Below are 19,901 nucleotides of genomic sequence, written 5' to 3' on the forward strand. Positions count from 1 at the left end.
TATGGGGAGAGTGTTAGGGTGAGGGGAAAATTGACTACTTCGCCTTCACCTTCCCCGCCACCAGCAGTGCCGTCAGCAGCATCAGCGTGCCGGAAATCACCAGCGGTGACGTCAGCCCCAGATGGTCGAGCGCCACGCCGCCAATGGCCGCGCCGCAGGTGTTCGCCAGCTGGATCACCGCCACCTGAATCGACCCGGCTTTTTCCGCCTGATCGGCAAGCGAGCGGGTGATCCACGTCGACCATCCCACCGGCACCAGCGCAAAGGCAAAGCCCCAGATAATCGCAATGGCTGACGCAACCCACTTATCGCTGCCCCACAGCACCAGCACCGTGGCGCTCACTGCCAGCACCAGCGGCGCACCCGCCAGCGCCACCTTCAGTGAGCGCTTCAGGAACTGTGACGACAGCGACGTGCCGACAAAGCTGGCGATACCGAAGCTCAGGAGCACCAGCGTCAGGCCGTCGACGTCAAAGCCCGCCATGGTCATATACACCGGGCGTATATAGGTGAAGAAGGCAAACTGCCCGGCAAAGGACATAAAGATCGCGGTCATCCCTGCCAGCACGCCGGGGCGCTTCAGCAGGCTGAACATGTTCTGCTTATGATGCGCCGCTTCGCCCGGCAGGGACGGCAGCGCCTTCCACACCCAGATAATGCAGAGCAGGCCCATCACTGCCGCCGCGTTGAAGACGTTACGCCAGCCGATAATCCCGCCCAGGAAACTGCCCAGCGGCGCGGCAATCACCAGCGCGATAGAAACCGCACCGAAGATAACGGAAAGCGCTTTTGGCACCGTACGCGCGGGCACCAGGCGCATGGTGAGCGAGGCCGACATCGCCCAGAAGCCGCCTAATCCCAGCCCCAGACAGGCGCGCCCGAGCAGCAGCAGGGTGAAGCTTTCCGCGAAGGAGACCAGCAGGCAGGAGAGCGTCAGTAGCACGCTGAACAGGATGACCACTTTACGGCGGTCGATGGTGCCAATCACCTGGGTGATAAACAGGCTGGCGAACATCGCCACGAAGGCGGTGACGGTAACGGACTGACCCGCCACGCCCTCGGAAATGCCCAGATCCTGCGCCATCGGCGTCAGGAGGCTGACCGGCAGAAACTCAACGGTAATCAGGCAGGCGACGCAGAACGCCACGGCGAAGACGGCCGACCAGTTGGGGCGTGAAACCTCGTTGGTCTGCGGTCTGGTCGTGGGCTGGATATGTTCTGTCATGGCATCACCTGAAGATAAAAACGTGCGGAAAAGTCGCGCAGTTTATCATCAAAAGTGTGACGAATTTAACGTTTAGACAACTTTTGTCGTTTTTACAGGGGATCAGTGCAGATAAAACACGCCCTCTTCCGGCAGGAAGAGCTGGTTATAGCGCAGCTGGAAGGCGTTCAGCTCCTGCGGATCGGGTTCCATCTCGCGCATAAAGCCAAGCGCGAGACGAATTTGTGCATCGGTGATAGGCGCAGCCAGGCGGGCTTTACGCAGCAGGCGGTGCCACGTGTGCAGGTTCTCTTCACTACCGTCGACAATGCAGACCTGCCAGATGAGCAGCACCTGCGCCGCGTTTTGCAGATGCGCTTCGTCCGGGCGCTCAAGGTAGCGGATAAACTCATTGCCCGACGTTTTACCAAACTGATCGATCATCGACTCGACCGGCATCGGGGTGATGCCCAGACGCTCGCTTAAACGTTTGATGGCGCGGCGGGAATCTGAGGTCAGGACGCGAAATCCCACCACAAACACCACGGCAAGCGTTGCCAGCATTATCCAGACCATGCGTTCTCCTTAGACTAGCCGCTCATCATAGCGGGAAACGCACGGCGTCGACAGCGGGTAGAAGCATAATAGTGAATGGAAAAGTGCTGGAAAAACGGCAGGAAAGTCGTTTTAGTTTTTATGGGGACGATTATATATACACGGTGTATGGTCAATGCCTGGCGGTAACGAATCTTCACTTCAGGGAAAGAGCGAACATGTCCATAACAATCAGTGTCCTGCTGGAGAACAGACCTAATCCCGGCGCTAAAAATTTACTGCGAGCTAAAGCAGGACTCAGCCTGTTTATACAGGATGAAAATGATTCCATTCTGTTTGATACCGGTCCGGATGATAGCTTCATACATAACGCAGCTCTGATGGGAGTCGATTTGACCTGCCTGACCGCAGCTGTACTTTCTCACGGGCACTATGACCATTGCGGCGGCGTTCCGTGGTTACCGGATAATTGCCGGATCGTCTGCCATCCCCACGTGGCCTGCGAGCGCTACTCGGCAATACAGTTTTCAGGGTATACCGCCAGATTAAAAAAGTTGTCGCTGAAAAATGATTATTCACACTATCGCATGGAATACAGCAGCACCCCGCTCCAGATTGGGAAGCGCTTTATATGGTCAGGGGAGATCCCTGTCGCCAAACCGCACGCATACGGTGTTATCGGTAGTAAAAATGCGGATGTGGATTATGTGAAAGATGAAGGGGTTCTAATTTATAAATCTGACCGTGGCCTGGTCATTTTTATCGGCTGTGGGCACCGAGGTCTGATCGATATTGTGCGTCACTGTCAGAGAATAACCGGCATCAACCATATTCATGCAATTTTCGGTGGTTTCCATCTTCGCTGTGCGTCACCGCGTAAGCTCTGGGCACTCAGGCAGTTTCTGCACGGCCTACAACCCGACAAAATAATGGGCTGCCATTGTACGGGTAAATGGGGCAATTTGTGGTTGCCGGACGCGGTTACCCCGGCAACAGGGGATATTTTTGTTCTGGGGTAGGTCTTAACTCAGCTAATAAAAAAGCCCGGCATCACACACCGGGCAAAGAAGTTACCTGCACACTCAGGCTGTTTTTAATTTCTGCGCACGATTCTCACGGCGAATTTTACGTTCTTCCAGCACCGCGACCATCGCCATCAGGACGATACAGCCAATCGCTGCTGCATCCAGCGCCGCGAAGGTGCCCGCCCAGCCGGTGAGGCCGAAAATCGGCGTGCCGTCAGCAATCATCCCCAGACCCAGCTTGGCGAAGCTGTCGCCGATCAGGTAGGCGAAGGTGCCCTTAATCCCATCGGCGGCGCCGATCGCTTTTTTCGGGACGAAGCCCACTGCTGCCACGCCAATCAGCAGCTGCGGACCAAACACCAGGAAGCCGAGCGCGAACAGTGACGCCAGGTAAACGTACTGGTTGCTGGCGTGCTGGTAGACGCCGAGCGTGGCGATAATCAGTGCCAGCGCGACGCAGGCCACCAGCGCGCGACGGCCGTTGGCGAGGTCGGAGAGCCAGCCCCACAGCAGGGTACCAACCAGCGCGCCCACTTCGAACAGGGTGAAGCCCTGAATCGCCGCCTCTTTAGAGAGCTTCAGCTCCTGGAAGGCGTACACGGTGGACCACTGGTCGATGCCGATGCGCACCACGTAGAGGAAGATGTTCGAGAAGCACAGCAGCCAGATCACTTTGTTTTTCAGCACATACTCAACAAAGATCTGCCATTTGGACATCTCGTTTTCTTCGGTCTCTTTGTCCTCTTCGCTGATCTCCTCGCCAAACAGCTCTTCGGCTTTGCCGAGGCCGTACGATTCCGGGGAGTCACTACCGTAGCGCAGGCCGATAAAGCCGACAATCAGGGCGATAATCGACGGGAAGATAAACATGCCGATCACGTGGCCGTCGAACAGGTAGTTCGCGCCAAACAGCGCCACGCCAGCCGCACCGGCACCGCCGAGGTTGTGGGAGATGTTCCACATGCCGAGGTACGAACCACGCTTGCGGCGCGGGGTCCATTTGGTGATGGTGGAGTAGCTGCACGACCCGCCGGTACTCTGGAAGAAACCGCTCAGGGCGTAGAAGGCGATCATCAGGAACAGGCTAACGGACCCTGCGCCCATGCTGGCGCTGAAGCCAAGCATACAGATGGCGGAGAGGATCAGCATAAACGGCAGGAACTGCTTGGTGTTTTTGCCATCCGCGTAGTAGGACACGACGGTTTTACCCACGCCGTAGGTGATGGAGAAGCCCAGGCCAATCATCCCCAGCTGCGTCATGCTCAGTCCGTAGGTGGAGATCATGTCGTTCTGCGCGATGTTAAAGTTTTTGCGGATCAGGTACATGGTCAGGTAGCCGATGAAGACCACCAGATAAGACTGCATGAACGGTTTGAACCACATTTTGCGCCGCACGTCGAGCGGCAGATCCAGGGTCGGCTTGCGCACCTGATTTAAGAAGGCCAGCATGACTGAGTTACTCCTGAGCTGATTTTTGCAGCATTGTAAAAACCAGCCGGGAGAGATGCCTGAGACAGCGTCCAGGTGAAACCGGGAAAATTTCTTAGTTTTGCGCCACTCGGCAGCAAAAGGTGAGGCGCGTCACGCTTCGCGCGGCGCCTGCGCGTTCAAAAACGGCAGCAGCAGCAGGGCGGAGATCCCCGCCGCGATGGCGATCACCGCGAAGAATCCGCTCCAGTGCCAGATGTCGATCACCCGCGCCAGCGGCCAGCCGGAGAGCGATGCGCCAAGGTAAGCAAACAGCCCGACAAAGCCCGTCGCCGCGCCTGCCGCCTCTTTGTGCGAGCACTCTGCCGCCGCCATGCCGATCAGCATCTGCGGGCCGAACACGAAGAAGCCGGTGGTGAAGAAGCACGCCGCCTGCATCACGTAGCTGGCAAACGGCATCAGCCACAGCGAGCCAACGGAGAGCAAAATCCCGGCGGCGAATATCAGGTTCATCGGGCCGCGGTTGCCGTTGAACAGCTTGTCCGAGCCCCAGCCCGCCACCAGCGCGCCGATAAACCCGCCCAGTTCGAACATCGTCACCGCCGAGTTGGCGGTCACCAGGTCCACGCCGAGCGTCTCGGACATGTACAGATTGCCCCAGTCGTTGATGGCCGCACGCACCACGTACACCAGTACGTAGCAGAGCGACAGCAGCCAGATATACGGGTTTTTCAGCACATATTTGGTGAGGATCTCTTTGCGCGTCAGCCCCGCCCCCTCCTGCTGTTGCGCCATTTCCATCTCGTCGTGCCGCCAGTCGCCCACCGCGGGCAAGCCAACGGTTTGCGGCCTGTCGCGCAGGCGCCAGCAGAGGAACAGCCCGGCGACAATCGCGAGGCCGCCGGCAATCATCATCCCCGCGCGCCAGCCGTAGTGCAGCGCTGCGGCACCCACCACCATCGGGATCAGCGCCCCGCCGACATTATGCGCGGTGTTCCAGATTGCCCACCAGCCGCCGCGCTCGTTGCGCGAATACCAGGCGGTGAGCAGGCGGGCGCAGACCGGCGCGCCCCAGCCCTGGAAAAAGGCGTTCAGTGCCCACAGCAGGGCGAAGGCCCAGAGCGAAGTGGAGAAGCCAAACAGAATGTTGACCACGCCGGTGGCGATCAGCCCAACGCCCATAAAATAGCGCGCGTTAGAGCGGTCGCTGACGATGCCGGAGAAGAACTTCGACAGGCCGTAGGTGATGTAAAACAGCGTCGCCAGCAGGCCGATATCGGTGCGCGTCATCACGCCGCTGGCGAGGATCTCCGGCGCGGCGGCGTTGAAGCTTTTGCGGGTAAAGTAGAAAAGCGCGTAGCCGAGCCAGATAGCGATCAGAATATGGCGACGCCAGTAGCGGTAGCGGGCGTCGATTTCCGCTTTGTTACCTATCGGTGCGGCGTTCGCGGGGGTCTTAAACATGGTGGCTCCTTAGCGGCAGGCTGACGCTGACGCGCGTCCCGTGGGTGCAGGAGAGGTTCAGCGTGCCGCCGAGCGCCTTCACGCGCTCGCGCATGCCCGCCAGGCCAAAGCCCTGCTGGCCGGAGCCCGGCGGCAGGCCGCAGCCGTCGTCTTCAATTACCAGCATCAGGCGTTCGTCCTGCTCCCAGCCCTGGATCGTGACCGCGCTGGCACTGGCGTGTTTGACGATATTGTTCAGCCCCTCCTGACAGACGCGGAACAGCGTCACGCGCTGGCCTTCGCTCAGGACAGATTCGTTAATTCGCCAGTCGAGATGGCTGACAATGCCGCGGCTTTCCAGCTCCATCTCGCGCATCAGGGAACGCACCGCCTGCTCCAGCGACAGGTCGTCGAGCTGGCGCGGACGCAGCCTGCCGAGGAGGCGTCGCACCGAGTCATACACGCCCAGCGAAAGCTGCTCGATATGCGCTCCGCCCTGCTTCACGCCCGCGTTTTCCGCCGCCAGACGCTGGACAATGCCCGCCTGGGTGCGGATGGCGGTAATCGTCTGGCCGATATCATCGTGCAGCTCGCGGGCGACCTCCTGCCGCACGCTCTCTTCGGTCTCCAGCAGGCGTTCAGCCAGACGCCGGTTGCGCGCCAGCTCGGTTTGCAGGGACTGGTTCAGCTCGCGCAGACGCTGGATACCCGCCCCGAGCAGCAGCCCGGTCAGGCTCTGGGCCAGCAGGGAAAGCAGCAGGTCCACAGGATGGTCGTGCCAGGTCTGGCTGGCGATCAGCGCGATGGCGTTCATTAGGGTGGCGATCAGCGCTCCCTGCCAACCGTAGTGCCAGGCCAGGGCAATAATCGGCAGCGCAAGGCAAAACGGGGTAAAGCGTGAAAGCTCGGCAGGTAGACCCAGCTGAAGCCACAGGCTCACCACGAACAGCAGCAGATACCAGATGAGGTGCCGGGCGCGCCAGTTCACCGGTTGGGAAACCAGCGCCGGGCCGAGCGGCTGCCAGACGGTACTGGTGAGGTAATGCCAGATGACGAGGCAGGTCGGCGCGAGGGTCAGGCCGCCGGTGAGGGTCAGCAGCAGCGCGTTGAGCATCTCCTTATCACCCGCCCACGGCAGGGACTGCAGCAGCGCGGCGGCAATCAGCGCCGCCCCCTGCCGCAGCAACGTGCGCCAGTCGCGCTGGTGACGGTAGCGGGAAATGAGGGCAACAGGGAGCAGCGTGAGCAGGCTTCCGGTCATCAATAATGGCAGGTGCACCAGAGCGACTTCCTGCGCCAGCCAGACCAGCAGCAGCCACTCTGCGCCCAGCAAAACCGGCCAGTATCCGCGCGGGCACTGGAGCATGAGCCCCAGTCGCAGGCCGAAGGGAAACAGCAGCACCGCCAGCTCGGGGCGTTCCACCAGGTGCAGGCTGATGCTCCATAAGCAGAACCACGCGGCGGAGAAGATAAAGAAGCTGGCAACGACGGCGATCAGCCGCGAAAAGACGGGACTCATTGCCAGCTGTCGAACATGCGGCGCGCCAGCTCGACGTCGTTGCTGACGTTAAGTTTTTCCATCAGGTTGGCGCGGTGAACGTGTACGGTTTTCGGGGACAGTTCCAGCTCGGCGGCAATCTCTTTTACCGACATCCCCTGCGCGAGCTTCTCAGCCACCTGACGTTCGCGTCTGGTGAGCGGATCCTGACGTCCGGCCGCCAGCTTGATGGCGATATCCGGCGTTAAATAGCAGCCGCCGGTGGAGACGGTGCGCACCGCGGCGATCAGTTCGTCCGGGCTACAGCGTTTGGAGAGAAACCCGCGCGCCCCCGCGTTGAGCGCCTGCTCGACCAGCGCCGGGCTGTCGTGGACCGAGAGCATAATCGTCGACATCCCTTTCGGCAGCTGGCTTAACAGCTCCAGCCCGGAGAGATCCGGCATCGAAATGTCGCAGATACAGACCTGCACCCCGCGCCCCGGCAGGCCCGCCAGCGCCTCGCGACCGGAGCCAAACTCGGCCACGACCTGGAAATCTGGTTCGAGGTTGAGAAGCTGGGCAAAGCCAGAGCGGACGATAAGGTGGTCGTCGATAAGGGCGATGGTGGTCATGTGTCTTCCTGCGGTCTGAAAACGCCGGATGGCGCTGCGCTTATCCGGCCTACAAGAGCGAAAGACGCTTACCTTAAGCGATCTATTCGAAAAACACCGCAATTTTGTTAAACATGGTGGGATCGGACTGGTTACGCGCCACGTTGGTGACATCTTCCAGCTTGTCGATCTGCGCCATCATCTGCTCCAGACGCTGGTCATCGTTGACCAGTAGCCAGATGCGGCTGTGCTCGCTGCCCTGAATCGGCAGACAGAGAATGCCTTCCACGTTAAACGCCCGGCGGGCAAACAGCCCGCAGACGTGGGTCATGACGCCAGGGTGGTTGCGGACGGTGAGTTCCAGAATGACGTTATCATGTTGTTTCTGCATGGCTTATTCTCCCACCATCTCAGTATTTGCCGCACCCGGCGGCACCATCGGATACACTTTTTGTTCAGGGTCGATACGCACGTGGATCAGCGCCGGGCCGGGACGAGAAATCGCCGCCTGCAGCGCCGCCTGCGCGTCTTCTTCGGCGTTCAGATCGCAGGTGTGCAGGCCAAAACCGGCGGCAATCTGCATAAAGTTAATCATTCCCGGGTAGGTCGCCGCAAATACGCCCTGCTTGTAGAACAGGCTCTGCTGCTGATGCACCAGCCCCAGCGCCTCGTTGTTCATCAGGATGATTTTCACGTCTAACTGGTTTTCGGCCGCGGTCGCCATCTCCTGAATGTTCATCATCAGGCTGCCGTCGCCGGAGAAGCAGATGACCTTGCGGTCCGGGTTGGCGAGCGCTGCACCAACTGCTGCAGGCAGACCAAAGCCCATAGTGCCCAGACCGCCGGAGGTCAGCCACTGGCGCGGACGGTTCAGCGGGTAGGCCTGAGCGGTCCACATCTGATGCTGGCCCACGTCGGTGGTGATAATCGCGCTGTCGTCCACGCAGGCAGCAACGGCGTTGATAAGACCATAGTGGCTCAGCGGGTCGCCTTCGGTTGGGATGGCGCCCGGGAACTCGCGCTGCAGATCGGCCACCAGCTTACGCCAGTCGGCGCGGTCGGTTGCGTCCGTCTGCGGGATCAGCTCCGCCAGCACTTCGGCAACATCGCCCTGAATCGCCACGTGCGGCTGCTTGATTTTACCCAGCTCGGCGCGGTCGATATCCACGTGAATGATCTTCGCGTTCGGGCAGAACTGCTCGGTTTTGCCGATCGCCCGGTCATCAAAACGCGCGCCCATAACAATCAGCAAATCAGCCTCTTGCAGGATGTAGTTGGTGCTGCGCGCGCCGTGCATGCCCAGCATCCCCAGGGACAGCGGGTGCGCTTTTGGCAGCATGCCCAGCGCCATCAGGGTCATGGTGGTCGGCAGGTTGGCTTTTTCCGCAAACTCACGGATTTCATCCGCAGCATTAATCGCCCCGCCGCCCAGATAGAGCACCGGACGTTTGGCGGCGTTGATCATGGCTGCGGCATCGCGCACGCTCTCAGCGCTGAATGCTGGCGCGGGGGCACGGTCGCCCGGCTCCGGCAGCACGTCGATCTCGATCTCTGCGGTCTGGACATCCTTAGGAATGTCTATCCACACCGGGCCCGGGCGGCCGGACTGGGCAATGCGGAACGCATCACTGATAACCTGAGGAAGTTCGCTGATATCGCGAACTAAATAGTTATGTTTGGTGATGGGGATAGAGATGCCGTAGGTATCCACTTCCTGGAACGCATCGGTGCCGATCATCGAGGACGGCACCTGGCCAGTAATGCAGATCAGCGGAATGGAGTCGAGGCGCGCGTCGGCGATGGCGGTCACCAGGTTGGTTGCGCCCGGCCCGCTGCAGGCCATACAGACCGCCGGTTTACCCTGGGTACGCGCCATGCCCTGAGCGATAAAGCCTGCCCCCTGCTCGTGGCGTGCCAGGACGTGGCGGATCTGCGTGCTTTGGCTTAACGCATCGTACAGCGGCAGCACCGTGCCGCCGGGGATGCCCGCAACCGTGGTGATGCCCTGTCGCTCCAGCAGATGAACGATCAGCTGCGCGCCAGTAAAACGCGTCTTGTTGGATGTTGTGCCCGAACTTGCCATGCTCCAGTCCTTTTCTTCTGGGCCGACTTTCCGGGGAGGCTCTTAAACGAAAAACCCCGCCCGGTTTGCGCCGGCGGGGTTTTGGATTCGTGTGTTGATCCAGTCCCTACGGCGCATTGCCGACGACGACCACCACACGCACGACGACCACTGCGGCTGGTTGCGCAGTTTTTAGTAGAGTCGAAGTGAAGATGGATGAAGTCATTGGGGACCTGTGTTTGGAATCATTAATTGAATTTATACAAACACAGGTTTTCGGGCGTGACAATGGAAAAATTTTCATCTGCGCAAAAATGCGTCAGGGATCACGTTTCGTTTGTTGGGTGGTGACACTCAAAAAGTCGACTTTGACTCACTCAATAAACAGCGCAGGTGATACCCCAAATCTGGCCGCCAGCTTTTTAATATGGTTCAGCGTAAGCTGTCTCTGACCATTCAGAACCCGTGAAACCATCGATTTACTGCCAATTTCATCCTGAAAATCCGATATCGTCAGGTTGTACTGATCCATTAAGGTTCTTAAAACCGCAACACCGACGGGAACGGACTCCATCTCCTTGCGTAATGCGACTATCTCTGGCCGGTTGGCTTCGTAACGGCTAATCCTGGCGCACACAATATCCAGCAAGGGGCTATCGGGCTCGTTCATGAGCAGATACTCAACCAGCTCAAGCGCATCTTTATAATCTTTCTCGCTCGGCTGTTCACCCAGTAAAGGAACAGCCGCAACAAGGGCATGCGTAGCTTTCATTGCATCAGCGACGATCATCATTTCTTCCCCTTAGTGCGATGTTTCTCCGTAAAACGGTCATATTCCTTATGAGTAAAAACATGGCGCACATAAAACTTTTGGCTTTCAAAGAAGATGAGAGCCACTACTCTGAGATTGTTGTTTGCAATATCAATAACATAATGCTTATCCAGATACTTAAAGTTATCCAGCGTCGGAAACAGTTTTTTCAGCGCAGCAGGTGTCGGGCAATGGCTCTTTTCGATGGTGCGGCCTAAAAACAGGAGCTCTTCCTTGTGCTGCGGAAACTGAGTTACCGCATCATAAATTGCCTTCATAGAGATTAAATGCATACTGCATGCCTGCCGCGTCCGTTGCCATTATGGCAACAATACCATGCATTGCCAATGTGTCAACAAACATCGTTGCGCCATCTAACATCTGAAAACAAAAAACCCCGCCGGAGCGAGGTTTTTATCAGGGTTTTGCGGTTGGTTGCCGCAGAACACACTGTGTTACGTCAACGCAAAAAGTATACGCGATCGAAGACGAACGCGCAATTCCGGCACGGATTTTGACGTTTTTGAGTATGGATCGCCTTTCGATTTTTGTCCAAAAAACACTGTTCATACATACAGTATTTATCTATACTGAGGGTGTTCGCAGTGAGCGAGGGGGCCGCAGTTCTACCGGCGCAACGAAGTCCTGGCTGAAACGGGTGGTGCCGTCAGTGCCTTAACCCCTGAAGTGAGCACACTGTGTTACGTCAATCCAGGTGCTGGCAACAGGCGGCGGAAAGGTACGCCAGCATCGTGCTCCTTTTAACCAAAAGGAGACGCGTATGAGCGTAGTGGATATGGTGATACTTATCCTTAAACTCATTGTTGCTGTACTGCAACTGCTTGATGCTGTCCTGAAATTCACTCGCTGATTCAGGTTCAAGTCGCACCTGAGAGGGGCGGGCAACCGCCCCTCTTTAATAACGAGGGAATGCTATGTCGCGTCTGTTAATTGAGCCTGTCACACCGGATGAGCCGGGGTACATCGCCCTGAAGGCGGAAAGTCTCGCATTGAATTTCAACATGCTGCGCAGGCTGGAAGAGAACTGGCAGCGCGGTGAGAACCGCTTTAACGCACCGGGTGAAAAGCTGCTGGGTGCGTTTCTCAACGGCAAGCTGGTGGGTGTGTGTGGTCTCAATCGCGATCCGTTCAGCCAGCAGCCGCGCGCCGGACGTATTCGCCATCTTTACGTCAGCGAGAAGTGCCGCGGGCTGGGCATTGGCAAACAGCTTTTGACCGTGGTCATGGCCGATGCCAGCATCTGGTTTGATTTCCTGAATACCCACGCGCCGGACAGTGCCTGCGGGTTTTATAATCGGGCGGGTTTTACGATGGTCTCAGACGAACCGCGGGTGACGCATCGCCTTTTTTGTGCGGTGTAACCGGCTGGCAGCATCAGGATGTGAATGTTACAGTTGAGTGACAATTCATCACCCGATACGCCATGACCATAACCGTTTTTTGCATTTTGCTCTTCGCCGCGCTGCTGCATGCCAGCTGGAACGCCATCGTCAAAGCCGGAACGGACAAGCTCTATTCCGCCATAAGCGTCAGCGGCTCCGCCACGGTTATCGCTCTGGTCTTACTGCCGTTTTCCCCGCAGCCCTCTGCCGCAAGCTGGCCGTTTTTGATTGTTTCCTGCGCCTTACAGGTGGTGTACACCGTGCTGGTAGCGAAAACCTATCAGGTCTCCGACATGAGCCAGACCTACCCGCTGATGCGCGGCACCGCCCCGCTGCTGGTGGCGCTGATCAGCGTGCTGGCGCTCGGCGATAGCCTTTCGTGGCTCGCCTGGTCCGGGATCGGAGTAATTTGCCTGTCGATTCTGGCGATGGCGATGAACGGGCGCATGCAGTCACGCAAAGGGATCTGGCTGGCGCTGCTGAACGCCTGTTTTATTGCCGGATATACGCTGGTGGACGGCACCGGCGTGCGGCTGTCGGACACCGCGCTGGGCTATACGCTATGGACCTTCTTTATGAACGGCTTCTGCCTGCTGTGCTGGGCGATGGTCGCGCGTCGGCGCGAGGCGTCCGGCTACCTGCGTCTGCACTGGAAAAAGGGGTTGCTCGGCGGCGTTGGCACGATGGGCTCATATGGTCTGGCGCTGTGGGCAATGACGCAGGCACCGCTGGCGGTGGTCGCGGCTCTGCGGGAAACCTCCATACTCTTTGGCGCGCTGATCGCTTTTTTGCTTTTAAAAGAGAAGGTTGCGGGCCTGCGCATCGCGGCGGCGCTGGGCATTGCCGGCGGCGCCATTCTGCTGCGCCTGGCGTAAAGCACTGGCAACATTAGTTGCCGTTCTTGTTTACAAATCCTGCCTTTGCCGGTTTTTTCATTCACCAAGACAATGCTTAAATTGTCATCTCTCTGTGGTAGATTCCTCGCGCATTTATGGGAATGCGCAGTCACTTATTCTTCATTTTTCTCTTTTGGCAAAAGTATTCAGCGACATGAAAAAGCAACGGAACGTTAACTTATTGTTGATGCTGGTGTTACTGGTGGCCGTCGGTCAGATGGCGCAAACCATCTACATTCCGGCGATTGCCGACATGGCAAAGGAATTAAACGTCCGCGAGGGCGCGGTACAGAGCGTAATGGCAGCCTACCTGCTGACCTATGGCGTTTCGCAGCTCTTCTATGGCCCGCTGTCCGACCGCGTCGGGCGTCGCCCGGTGATCCTGGTGGGCATGAGCATTTTCATGGTGGCGACGGTAATTGCCATTACCACCCACAGCCTGACCGTATTGATTGCCGCCAGCGCCCTGCAGGGCGTCGGGACCGGCGTCGGCGGGGTAATGGCGCGTACCTTACCGCGCGATATGTATCAGGGCACCCAGCTTCGTCATGCCAACAGCCTGTTGAACATGGGTATTCTGGTCAGCCCGCTGCTGGCCCCGCTGATCGGCGGCCTGCTGGACACGGTGTGGTCCTGGCGCGCCTGCTACGCCTTCCTGCTGGTGCTCTGCGTGATTGTCACCTTCAGCATGGCGCGCTGGATGCCAGAAACGCGCCCGCAGGACGCGCCGCGCACGAAGCTTATCACCAGCTATAAAACGCTGTTCGGCAACGGCGCGTTTACCTGCTATCTGCTGATGCTGATCGGCGGCCTGGCGGGCATTGCGGTGTTCGAAGCCTGCTCCGGCGTGCTGCTGGGCGCGGGGCTGGGCCTGAGCAGCATGGTGGTGAGTATTCTGTTTATTCTGCCGATCCCGGCGGCGTTCTTCGGCGCGTGGTTTGCCGGGCGACCAAACAAGCGCTTCTCCACCCTGATGTGGCAGTCGGTGATCAGCTGTCTGCTGGCGGGTCTGATGATGTGGATCCCGGGGCTGTTTGACGTGATGTCGGTCTGGACGCTGCTCATCCCGGCAGCGCTGTTCTTCTTCGGCGCGGGGATGCTGTTCCCGCTCGCCACCAGCGGCGCGATGGAGCCGTTCCCATTCCTTGCAGGTACGGCTGGCGCACTGGTGGGCGGCTTGCAGAATATCGGCTCCGGCGCGCTGGCCTGGCTCTCGGCGATGATGCCGCAGACCGGGCAGGCTAGTTTGGGCCTGCTGATGACGCTGATGGGGCTGCTGATTTTACTGTGCTGGCTGCCGCTGGCGTCGCGTGTCCCGCATCACGAGCAGCCGGTTTAACCGCATGATGGCCCGGCTTCTCGCCGGGCTTTTCACAGACAGGGGCGATCATCGCCTGCAATAACGGCTCTGGCGCTGGCCGCCAGGCGCCCTCTTCTCCGTCGTAAAACTGGAAATCCGCGTTAAGCGCATACGGGATTTTCGCCTTTTGCAGCTCGCAGGCCATAAAGGTGGCGAAGGCCAGCTGCGAAGCGGTTGGCGTAAAGCGGCTTGATTCTCCCACGCCCCAGCCCCCGACCCAGCTAACGTGCCCGGTTTTTTGCTGCCAGTGCAGCGCGGCGTTGATGCGGTTATGGATAGCCGCTTTCTCCGCCGCCGTGCCGGACGTCCACGGGTATTTACCGCTATTTTTCAGCGGCCCCCACGGGAAAATATGCCACTCCGCCAGCAGGTAGTTCTGGCTGTGCGCAGGCAGCTTCAGGCTGGATAAATCCTCCGGCGCGGCACGCAGGCGCGGCGCAATAAAGATCATGCGCTGCGGGTCCATGTCGTGGATCGCTTTAATGGTTTTTTCATACACGCGGTTTAGCGACGCGAGGTTGTGGTTAAGCTTGTCGGCTGGCTCATAAATGAGATCAAAACCCAGCAGCGGGTAGCTCTGACCGAAATAGTGCGCAACGGCAATCCACCAGTTGATCGTCTCTATTTCGTTATCGGCTTTTGGGTCGTTTTTATATTCATCAGCCTGATAAGCGATTATCGGGATCACGCCATACTGCTCGCAGGCTTCCACCAGCTTGCGCAGGTGAATCAGCCGCGCTTCCGTCGGCTCATCGGCCACGCGGATGCGCACGTGAGTAATGCCTTTTGCACGAAAATCGCGGACCACCAGCGGGTCGAATTCGCGTATGCCGCGCTCGGTTCGCGCCCAGTCCACATCCATCCCGACGCCAAGCTGCTGCGCATAATGGGCAGCCGTCAGCGGCGGCTCAGCGGCAATCGCCCAGCCGGAAGAGATCAGTAATGCAGAGACAATAAAAGGCTTTAACACGGTTTACCCTGGATAAATCGAAAGCATTACCTGTATTTAGCACGCTTTTTCATATTTGGTGTAGAGCGAAAGCGTAATAATTCTTCAACCTGCCAGTTCTCTCAGCCAGCCGATAAAGGCGTCAATTTTCGGCCACTGACGGCCAGAAAGCGTCGAAATATAGTAGTGCTGATGGCATTTCAGGGTCTTTTCGCCAAACGGGGCGATCAGCTCGCCTCGTTCCAGCCGTTTCTGCACAAGCCGCTTTCTCCCCATCGCGACGCCGACGTGGTTGATGGCCGCAATAATCGCCAAATCAGAACGATCGAAACCAATACCAGACGATGGCGGCATGTTCACCGCAAAGTGCTGCGCCCAGCTCAGCCACTCATCCGTACCGGAATCATTGCTCCAGGCCTGACGGTCATGCAGCAGCGTGCAGTGGCTGAGGTTATCGGGGTTTTTCAACAGTTCATGCTCACGGGCATATTGTGGTGAACAGACGGGCAAAATTTCCTCGTCCATCAGGAAGTGATGAGAAAGGTGGTTAGGCGGCGTATCGTCGAAATAAAGCGCCAGATCGATACCCGTTCGCTGCATATTGACGTAATCATTGCCGGTCAGGATGGTGAGCGAAATCGATGGATAGCGGCGGGTAAAATCACCCAGCATGGGTACCAGCCAGCACTGGGCGATCGACGGCCGGGAGTAGACCGTCAGCGTGCCGGAGAGCGCCTGGTTTTTGATATCCAGGATCTCCTGATTCAGGGTGTCGAGGGATGATTTTAGCGTCCAGTAGACGCGCTTTCCCTCCTGCGTCAGCTCAACTTTACGGTGCGAGCGGACGAACAGCTGAATGCCCAACTCTTCTTCCAGCAGGTTGATGCGGTGGCTCACCGCGCTGGGGCTAAGCGACAGTTCCTCCGCCGCCAGAGCGAAGGACTCATGCCGGGCGGCCACTTCAAAAGTGTACATTTTCGACAGCTGCCAGCCGTTTAACAGCCGGTTTCTGGCTTCATTTGCATCGGTCATCACAATTCTCACGCGTGGTTTCTGCGCTCAGCATACCGTTTAAGGGTGAATTTATGTGAACCTAATACGAATTAAGTGCGCTTTTTAGAGCGCAGTCACTCAGTTGATCCAATCTGGCTCATCTGAACGCCAATTTATATCGTTTGTCAGCCCACGCCGATTTTTCGTCCAATACCCTCAGATGACATAAGGGTGAGGTGAGATATGGGATCTCAGGTCTGGGTTGTGGCAACGCTGCTGGTCAGCATTGTGTTGATTGTTTTAACCATCGTAAAACTGAAGTTTCACCCGTTCCTCGCGCTGCTGTTGGCGAGCTTTTTCGTCGGCGCGATGATGGGGATGAGCCCGCTGGATATGGTGAACGCCATTGAGAGCGGGATTGGCGGCACGCTGGGCTTCCTGGCGGCGGTGATCGGTCTGGGCACCATTCTCGGCAAGATGATGGAAGTCTCCGGCGCGGCCGAGCGCATCGGGATCGCACTGCAGCGCTGCCGCTGGCTGTCAGCAGACGTGATTATGGTGCTGGTGGGCCTGATCTGCGGTATCACGCTGTTCGTGGAAGTGGGCGTGGTCCTGCTCATCCCGCTGGCGTTTTCCATCGCCAAAAAGACCCACACGTCGCTGCTCAAGCTGGCTATTCCGCTCTGTACCGCGCTGATGGCGGTGCACTGCGTGGTGCCGCCGCATCCTGCTGCCCTGTTTGTGACCAATAAATTAGGTGCGGACGTCGGGACGGTCATTGTCTACGGTTTGATGGTAGGCCTGATGGCCTCGCTGGTCGGCGGCCCGCTGTTCCTGAAACTGCTCGGCAATCGTCTGCCGTTTAAACCGGTTCCGGCAGAATTTTCAGACCTGAAGGTACGGGAAGAGCACACCCTGCCGTCGCTGGGCGCCACGCTGTTCACGGTGCTGCTGCCGATTGCCCTGATGCTGGTGAAGACCATCGCCGAACTGAATATGGCAAAAGAAGGCACGCTGTATACGCTGCTGGAGTTTATCGGCAACCCGATCACCGCCATGTTTATCGCCGTGTTTGTCGCTTATTACCTGCTGGGGATCCGCCAGCACATGGGCATGGGCGCGATGCTGACGCACACCGAGCACGGCTTCGGCTCTATCGCCAACATTTTGCTGATTATCGGCGCGGGCGGCGCGTTCAACGCCATCCTGAAAACCAGCGGACTGGCGGACTCACTGGCGCATATTCTCTCGAACCTGCACATGCACCCTATCCTGCTCGCCTGGCTGGTGGCGCTGGTGCTGCATGCCGCCGTTGGCTCCGCGACGGTGGCGATGATGGGGGCGACGGCGATCGTCGCGCCGATGCTGCCGCTCTACCCGAACGTCAGCCCGGAGATCATCACCATTGCCATCGGTTCCGGCGCCATTGGCTGCACGATCGTGACCGATTCCCTCTTCTGGCTGGTGAAGCAGTACTGCGGCGCGACCCTGAATGAGACCTTCAAATACTATACGACGGCGACGTTTATCGCCTCGGTGCTTGCACTTGGCGGCACATTCCTGCTTTCCTTCATTATCTGAGCGCGAAGAGACGTATTATGGAAAACGCAACTATCACTACTTTAACCGCACAGTTTCCTCTGGTTGAGGATCTGATTGCCCTGAAAGAAACCACCTGGCTTAACCCGCGTACCACCACGCTGGCGGAAGGGCTGCCCTATGTCGGGCTGACCAAAGCCGATGTGGACGACGCGCACGCTCGCCTGAAACGCTTCGCGCCGTATCTGGCGAAAGCCTTCCCGGAGACGGCGGCAACGGGCGGAATTATCGAATCCGAGCTGGTCGCCATTCCGGCAATGCAGGCGCGGCTGGAGAAAGAGTCTGGCAAATCCGTTCCCGGCACGCTGCTGCTAAAAAAAGACAGCCATCTACCGATTTCCGGCTCGATTAAAGCGCGCGGCGGTATCTATGAGGTGCTGACCCACGCGGAAAAACTGGCGCTGGAGGCCGGATTGCTGAGCGTTGAAGACGACTACAGCGTTCTGCTGGAGCCGCGCTTTAAGGACTTCTTCAGCCAGTACAGCATTGCGGTCGGCTCAACCGGCAACCTCGGGATGTCCATCGGCATTATGAGCGCCCGCATCGGCTTTAAGGTGACGGTGCATATGTCTGCCGACGCCCGCGAGTGGAAGAAAGCCAAACTACGCAGCCACGGCGTGATCGTCGTGGAATATGAGCAGGATTACGGCGTGGCGGTGGAGCAGGGACGCAAGGCGGCAGAAAGCGATCCTAACTGTTTCTTCATTGACGATGAAAACTCCCGCACCCTGTTCCTGGGCTACGCGGTGGCAGGCGAGCGGCTAAAGGCGCAGTTTGCCGCACAGGGCCGCGTGGTGGATGCGGATCATCCGCTGTTCGTCTATCTGCCGTGCGGCGTCGGCGGCGGCCCTGGCGGCGTGGCGTTTGGCCTGAAGCTGGCCTTTGGTGACAACGTCCACTGCTTCTTCGCGGAGCCCACGCACTCCCCGTGCATGCTGCTGGGCGTCTACACCGGCCTGCACGACGAGATTGCCGTACAGGACCTGGGCATTGATAACGTAACGGCAGCGGACGGGCTGGCGGTAGGACGCGCGTCTGGCTTCGTGGGCCGCGCCATGGAGCGCCTGCTTGACGGGTTCTATACGCTTTCCGATCAAAGCATGTACGACATGCTCGGCTGGCTGGCGCAGGAGGAAGGCATTCGGCTGGAACCGTCCGCGCTGGCGGGCATGGCCGGACCGCTGCGCGTGCCTTCAGATGCCAGCGTTACCCACCTGGTGTGGGCGACCGGCGGCGGCATGGTGCCGGAAGACGAGATGGCGAAGTATCTGGCGAAAGGGAAGTAATTATGCCGGGTGGCGGCTGCGCCTTACCCGGCCTACGGTTCGCGGCAGTTGTAGGCCCGGTAAGGCGTAGCCGCCACCGGGCTTATAAGCTCACAATTTGCTGAATGTGAGTCACTGCGAAGAGTAAAGACAGAGACAGCACGGCCAGGGCGATCAGGAACTTATCCCTCACCGCCTTCGGCTGCACAAAATCGTTCTGCGCCACGTCCATCAGGTTTCGACTGCGGGTATAGCGCCATAAAATAATCGCCACCAGCGCCAGCACGACAAGCGAGATCCAGAACGGCACCCCGGTGCGGTGCCAGTTGTGCTTAATCGCGAGGGCAATCAGCGCGCCATACCCCAGAAGCGTGCGCAGCCAGGCGAGTGACGTCCGCTCCGGCTGCAGGCCGGGGTCCGCTTCGCGTCGCGCTTTGCGGCTATCCGCCATAGAACACCAGCACCATCACTACGCCCGCCACCGCCAGCAGAATCGCGCTGATGATAAGCAGCCCGCGGGTATAGGGCAGATCCTGCTTCAGACGCATCGCCTTCTCATTGCGCAGCCAGCGCAGGTAGCCGTAAATCGCCAGCACGCCCGCGAACAGGCACAGCAGCAGCGCCAGCACCTCGCGGATCAGCGGCGTGGCGAAATCGGGCGCGAGCTGATCGAGCCCCACCCCGGCGGCAAGGAATCCCAGCGCGGTGCGGATCCACGCTAAAAACGTGCGTTCATTAGCCAGCGAGAAGCGGTAGTCCGGCGCTTCGCCGAGGCGGGAAATTTTCATGAAGGTTCCTTGTCGTGCTACGGGCAGGCTTC

General features: G+C 58.7%; 22 protein-coding genes. 7 read left to right on the top strand and 15 right to left on the bottom strand.

Annotation, left to right across the window (positions count from 1 at the left end; all coding sequences use genetic code 11):
• Window positions 1-34: 34 nt before the first annotated feature.
• Together nepI and AC0TOY_RS07500 are read right to left on the bottom strand one after the other, a co-directional pair.
• Entirely contained in the window at window positions 35-1,225 is a 1,191-nt protein-coding gene (gene nepI / locus AC0TOY_RS07495) for a purine ribonucleoside efflux pump NepI (protein WP_048992754.1), read from the bottom strand.
• Window positions 1,226-1,327: 102 nt separating this feature from the next.
• On the bottom strand, window positions 1,328-1,780 hold the full coding sequence (locus AC0TOY_RS07500; RefSeq protein WP_024907368.1) for a DUF1198 domain-containing protein: 453 nt from the start codon (window positions 1,778-1,780) through the stop codon (window positions 1,328-1,330).
• A 197-nt stretch (window positions 1,781-1,977) separates the two neighbouring features.
• On the opposite strand from AC0TOY_RS07500, the gene AC0TOY_RS07505 reads away from it, so the two are divergent.
• The gene (locus AC0TOY_RS07505; protein WP_407820905.1) at window positions 1,978-2,778 is read left to right on the top strand and encodes an MBL fold metallo-hydrolase; all 801 of its coding nucleotides are present in this window, start codon (window positions 1,978-1,980) and stop codon (window positions 2,776-2,778) included.
• Window positions 2,779-2,841: 63 nt separating this feature from the next.
• Here the strand turns inward: AC0TOY_RS07505 and uhpT are convergent, their stop codons facing one another.
• The 9 genes from uhpT to AC0TOY_RS07550 all read right to left on the bottom strand — a co-directional run bounded on the left by uhpT (window position 2,842) and on the right by AC0TOY_RS07550 (window position 10,909).
• The gene (gene uhpT, locus AC0TOY_RS07510; protein ID WP_473721667.1) at window positions 2,842-4,233 is read right to left on the bottom strand and encodes a hexose-6-phosphate:phosphate antiporter; all 1,392 of its coding nucleotides are present in this window, start codon (window positions 4,231-4,233) and stop codon (window positions 2,842-2,844) included.
• A 132-nt stretch (window positions 4,234-4,365) separates the two neighbouring features.
• Window positions 4,366-5,676 carry an MFS transporter gene (gene uhpC / locus AC0TOY_RS07515; protein WP_248166099.1) on the bottom strand — a complete coding sequence of 437 codons (1,311 nt, stop codon included), beginning with the start codon at window positions 5,674-5,676 and terminating at the stop codon, window positions 4,366-4,368.
• Complete coding sequence (uhpB, locus tag AC0TOY_RS07520; protein WP_061716250.1) at window positions 5,669-7,174, bottom strand: signal transduction histidine-protein kinase/phosphatase UhpB; 1,506 nt, start codon at window positions 7,172-7,174, stop codon at window positions 5,669-5,671. Before uhpB ends, uhpC begins: the two co-directional genes overlap by 8 nt.
• Window positions 7,171-7,764: a transcriptional regulator UhpA gene (gene uhpA / locus AC0TOY_RS07525; protein WP_024907372.1), complete on the bottom strand. Its 594-nt coding sequence runs from the start codon at window positions 7,762-7,764 to the stop codon at window positions 7,171-7,173. The genes uhpB and uhpA overlap by 4 nt, the downstream gene beginning before the upstream one ends.
• Window positions 7,765-7,846: 82 nt before the next feature.
• The gene (gene ilvN / locus AC0TOY_RS07530) at window positions 7,847-8,134 is read right to left on the bottom strand and encodes an acetolactate synthase small subunit (protein ID WP_008500144.1); all 288 of its coding nucleotides are present in this window, start codon (window positions 8,132-8,134) and stop codon (window positions 7,847-7,849) included.
• Between the two features lie 3 nt (window positions 8,135-8,137).
• Window positions 8,138-9,826, bottom strand: a complete 1,689-nt coding sequence (gene ilvB, locus AC0TOY_RS07535) for an acetolactate synthase large subunit (RefSeq protein ID WP_090420310.1) — start codon at window positions 9,824-9,826, stop codon at window positions 8,138-8,140.
• Window positions 9,827-9,932: 106 nt separating this feature from the next.
• The gene (ivbL, locus tag AC0TOY_RS07540) at window positions 9,933-10,031 is read right to left on the bottom strand and encodes an ilvB operon leader peptide IvbL (RefSeq protein WP_057979964.1); all 99 of its coding nucleotides are present in this window, start codon (window positions 10,029-10,031) and stop codon (window positions 9,933-9,935) included.
• A 147-nt stretch (window positions 10,032-10,178) separates the two neighbouring features.
• A complete protein-coding gene (locus AC0TOY_RS07545; RefSeq protein ID WP_148769206.1) occupies window positions 10,179-10,598 on the bottom strand; it encodes a helix-turn-helix domain-containing protein in 420 nt (139 codons plus the stop codon).
• Window positions 10,595-10,909 (bottom strand): type II toxin-antitoxin system HigB family toxin, encoded by a 315-nt coding sequence (locus AC0TOY_RS07550; RefSeq protein WP_024907375.1) that lies wholly within the window; start codon window positions 10,907-10,909, stop codon window positions 10,595-10,597. Before AC0TOY_RS07550 ends, AC0TOY_RS07545 begins: the two co-directional genes overlap by 4 nt.
• A 488-nt stretch (window positions 10,910-11,397) precedes the next feature.
• Between AC0TOY_RS07550 and tisB the strand changes: the two genes are divergently transcribed.
• From tisB to emrD, 4 genes are all read left to right on the top strand, one after another.
• The gene (tisB, locus tag AC0TOY_RS07555) at window positions 11,398-11,487 is read left to right on the top strand and encodes a type I toxin-antitoxin system toxin TisB (RefSeq protein ID WP_473721668.1); all 90 of its coding nucleotides are present in this window, start codon (window positions 11,398-11,400) and stop codon (window positions 11,485-11,487) included.
• 64 nt (window positions 11,488-11,551) lie between these two features.
• On the top strand, window positions 11,552-11,998 hold the full coding sequence (locus AC0TOY_RS07560; RefSeq protein ID WP_473721669.1) for a GNAT family N-acetyltransferase: 447 nt from the start codon (window positions 11,552-11,554) through the stop codon (window positions 11,996-11,998).
• Window positions 11,999-12,060: 62 nt separating this feature from the next.
• On the top strand, window positions 12,061-12,894 hold the full coding sequence (locus AC0TOY_RS07565; protein ID WP_473721670.1) for an EamA family transporter: 834 nt from the start codon (window positions 12,061-12,063) through the stop codon (window positions 12,892-12,894).
• A gap of 175 nt (window positions 12,895-13,069) precedes the next feature.
• A complete protein-coding gene (emrD, locus tag AC0TOY_RS07570; RefSeq protein WP_061716278.1) occupies window positions 13,070-14,254 on the top strand; it encodes a multidrug efflux MFS transporter EmrD in 1,185 nt (394 codons plus the stop codon).
• Here the strand turns inward: emrD and AC0TOY_RS07575 are convergent.
• Window positions 14,157-15,245, bottom strand: coding sequence for a cellulase family glycosylhydrolase (locus AC0TOY_RS07575; protein ID WP_024907379.1), 1,089 nt, complete (start codon window positions 15,243-15,245; stop codon window positions 14,157-14,159). The genes emrD and AC0TOY_RS07575 overlap by 98 nt on opposite strands.
• An 84-nt stretch (window positions 15,246-15,329) precedes the next feature.
• Window positions 15,330-16,256, bottom strand: a complete 927-nt coding sequence (dsdC, locus tag AC0TOY_RS07580; protein ID WP_024907380.1) for a DNA-binding transcriptional regulator DsdC — start codon at window positions 16,254-16,256, stop codon at window positions 15,330-15,332.
• Between the two features lie 204 nt (window positions 16,257-16,460).
• Here dsdC and dsdX point away from each other — a divergent pair, with 204 nt between their 5' ends.
• Window positions 16,461-17,798, top strand: coding sequence for a D-serine transporter DsdX (gene dsdX, locus AC0TOY_RS07585; RefSeq protein ID WP_148769886.1), 1,338 nt, complete (start codon window positions 16,461-16,463; stop codon window positions 17,796-17,798).
• A gap of 17 nt (window positions 17,799-17,815) precedes the next feature.
• Window positions 17,816-19,102, top strand: a complete 1,287-nt coding sequence (gene dsdA, locus AC0TOY_RS07590) for a D-serine ammonia-lyase (RefSeq protein ID WP_473721671.1) — start codon at window positions 17,816-17,818, stop codon at window positions 19,100-19,102.
• Between the two features lie 82 nt (window positions 19,103-19,184).
• Here the strand turns inward: dsdA and AC0TOY_RS07595 are convergent, their stop codons facing one another.
• A complete protein-coding gene (locus AC0TOY_RS07595) occupies window positions 19,185-19,532 on the bottom strand; it encodes a DUF202 domain-containing protein (RefSeq protein WP_473721672.1) in 348 nt (115 codons plus the stop codon).
• Window positions 19,522-19,869, bottom strand: a complete 348-nt coding sequence (locus AC0TOY_RS07600; protein WP_024907384.1) for a YidH family protein — start codon at window positions 19,867-19,869, stop codon at window positions 19,522-19,524. The genes AC0TOY_RS07595 and AC0TOY_RS07600 overlap by 11 nt, the downstream gene beginning before the upstream one ends.
• Window positions 19,870-19,901: the final 32 nt, after the last annotated feature.

The sequence above is a fragment of the Enterobacter sp. PL_is379 genome (genome assembly GCF_055817355.1).

Coding starts and splice junctions, on each gene's coding strand:
- tisB (WP_473721668.1), top strand. CDS start 11,398: ATGAGCGTAGTGGATATGGTGATACTTATCCTTAAACTCATTGTTGCT.
- AC0TOY_RS07560 (WP_473721669.1), top strand. CDS start 11,552: ATGTCGCGTCTGTTAATTGAGCCTGTCACACCGGATGAGCCGGGGTAC.
- AC0TOY_RS07565 (WP_473721670.1), top strand. CDS start 12,061: ATGACCATAACCGTTTTTTGCATTTTGCTCTTCGCCGCGCTGCTGCAT.
- AC0TOY_RS07545 (WP_148769206.1), bottom strand. CDS start 10,598: ATGATGATCGTCGCTGATGCAATGAAAGCTACGCATGCCCTTGTTGCG.
- uhpC (WP_248166099.1), bottom strand. CDS start 5,676: ATGTTTAAGACCCCCGCGAACGCCGCACCGATAGGTAACAAAGCGGAA.
- uhpT (WP_473721667.1), bottom strand. CDS start 4,233: ATGCTGGCCTTCTTAAATCAGGTGCGCAAGCCGACCCTGGATCTGCCG.
- AC0TOY_RS07595 (WP_473721672.1), bottom strand. CDS start 19,532: ATGGCGGATAGCCGCAAAGCGCGACGCGAAGCGGACCCCGGCCTGCAG.
- dsdX (WP_148769886.1), top strand. CDS start 16,461: ATGGGATCTCAGGTCTGGGTTGTGGCAACGCTGCTGGTCAGCATTGTG.
- emrD (WP_061716278.1), top strand. CDS start 13,070: ATGAAAAAGCAACGGAACGTTAACTTATTGTTGATGCTGGTGTTACTG.
- AC0TOY_RS07505 (WP_407820905.1), top strand. CDS start 1,978: ATGTCCATAACAATCAGTGTCCTGCTGGAGAACAGACCTAATCCCGGC.
- nepI (WP_048992754.1), bottom strand. CDS start 1,225: ATGACAGAACATATCCAGCCCACGACCAGACCGCAGACCAACGAGGTT.
- dsdA (WP_473721671.1), top strand. CDS start 17,816: ATGGAAAACGCAACTATCACTACTTTAACCGCACAGTTTCCTCTGGTT.
- ivbL (WP_057979964.1), bottom strand. CDS start 10,031: ATGACTTCATCCATCTTCACTTCGACTCTACTAAAAACTGCGCAACCA.
- ilvN (WP_008500144.1), bottom strand. CDS start 8,134: ATGCAGAAACAACATGATAACGTCATTCTGGAACTCACCGTCCGCAAC.
- uhpA (WP_024907372.1), bottom strand. CDS start 7,764: ATGACCACCATCGCCCTTATCGACGACCACCTTATCGTCCGCTCTGGC.
- AC0TOY_RS07550 (WP_024907375.1), bottom strand. CDS start 10,909: ATGCATTTAATCTCTATGAAGGCAATTTATGATGCGGTAACTCAGTTT.
- dsdC (WP_024907380.1), bottom strand. CDS start 16,256: ATGACCGATGCAAATGAAGCCAGAAACCGGCTGTTAAACGGCTGGCAG.
- uhpB (WP_061716250.1), bottom strand. CDS start 7,174: ATGAGTCCCGTCTTTTCGCGGCTGATCGCCGTCGTTGCCAGCTTCTTT.
- AC0TOY_RS07600 (WP_024907384.1), bottom strand. CDS start 19,869: ATGAAAATTTCCCGCCTCGGCGAAGCGCCGGACTACCGCTTCTCGCTG.
- ilvB (WP_090420310.1), bottom strand. CDS start 9,826: ATGGCAAGTTCGGGCACAACATCCAACAAGACGCGTTTTACTGGCGCG.
- AC0TOY_RS07500 (WP_024907368.1), bottom strand. CDS start 1,780: ATGGTCTGGATAATGCTGGCAACGCTTGCCGTGGTGTTTGTGGTGGGA.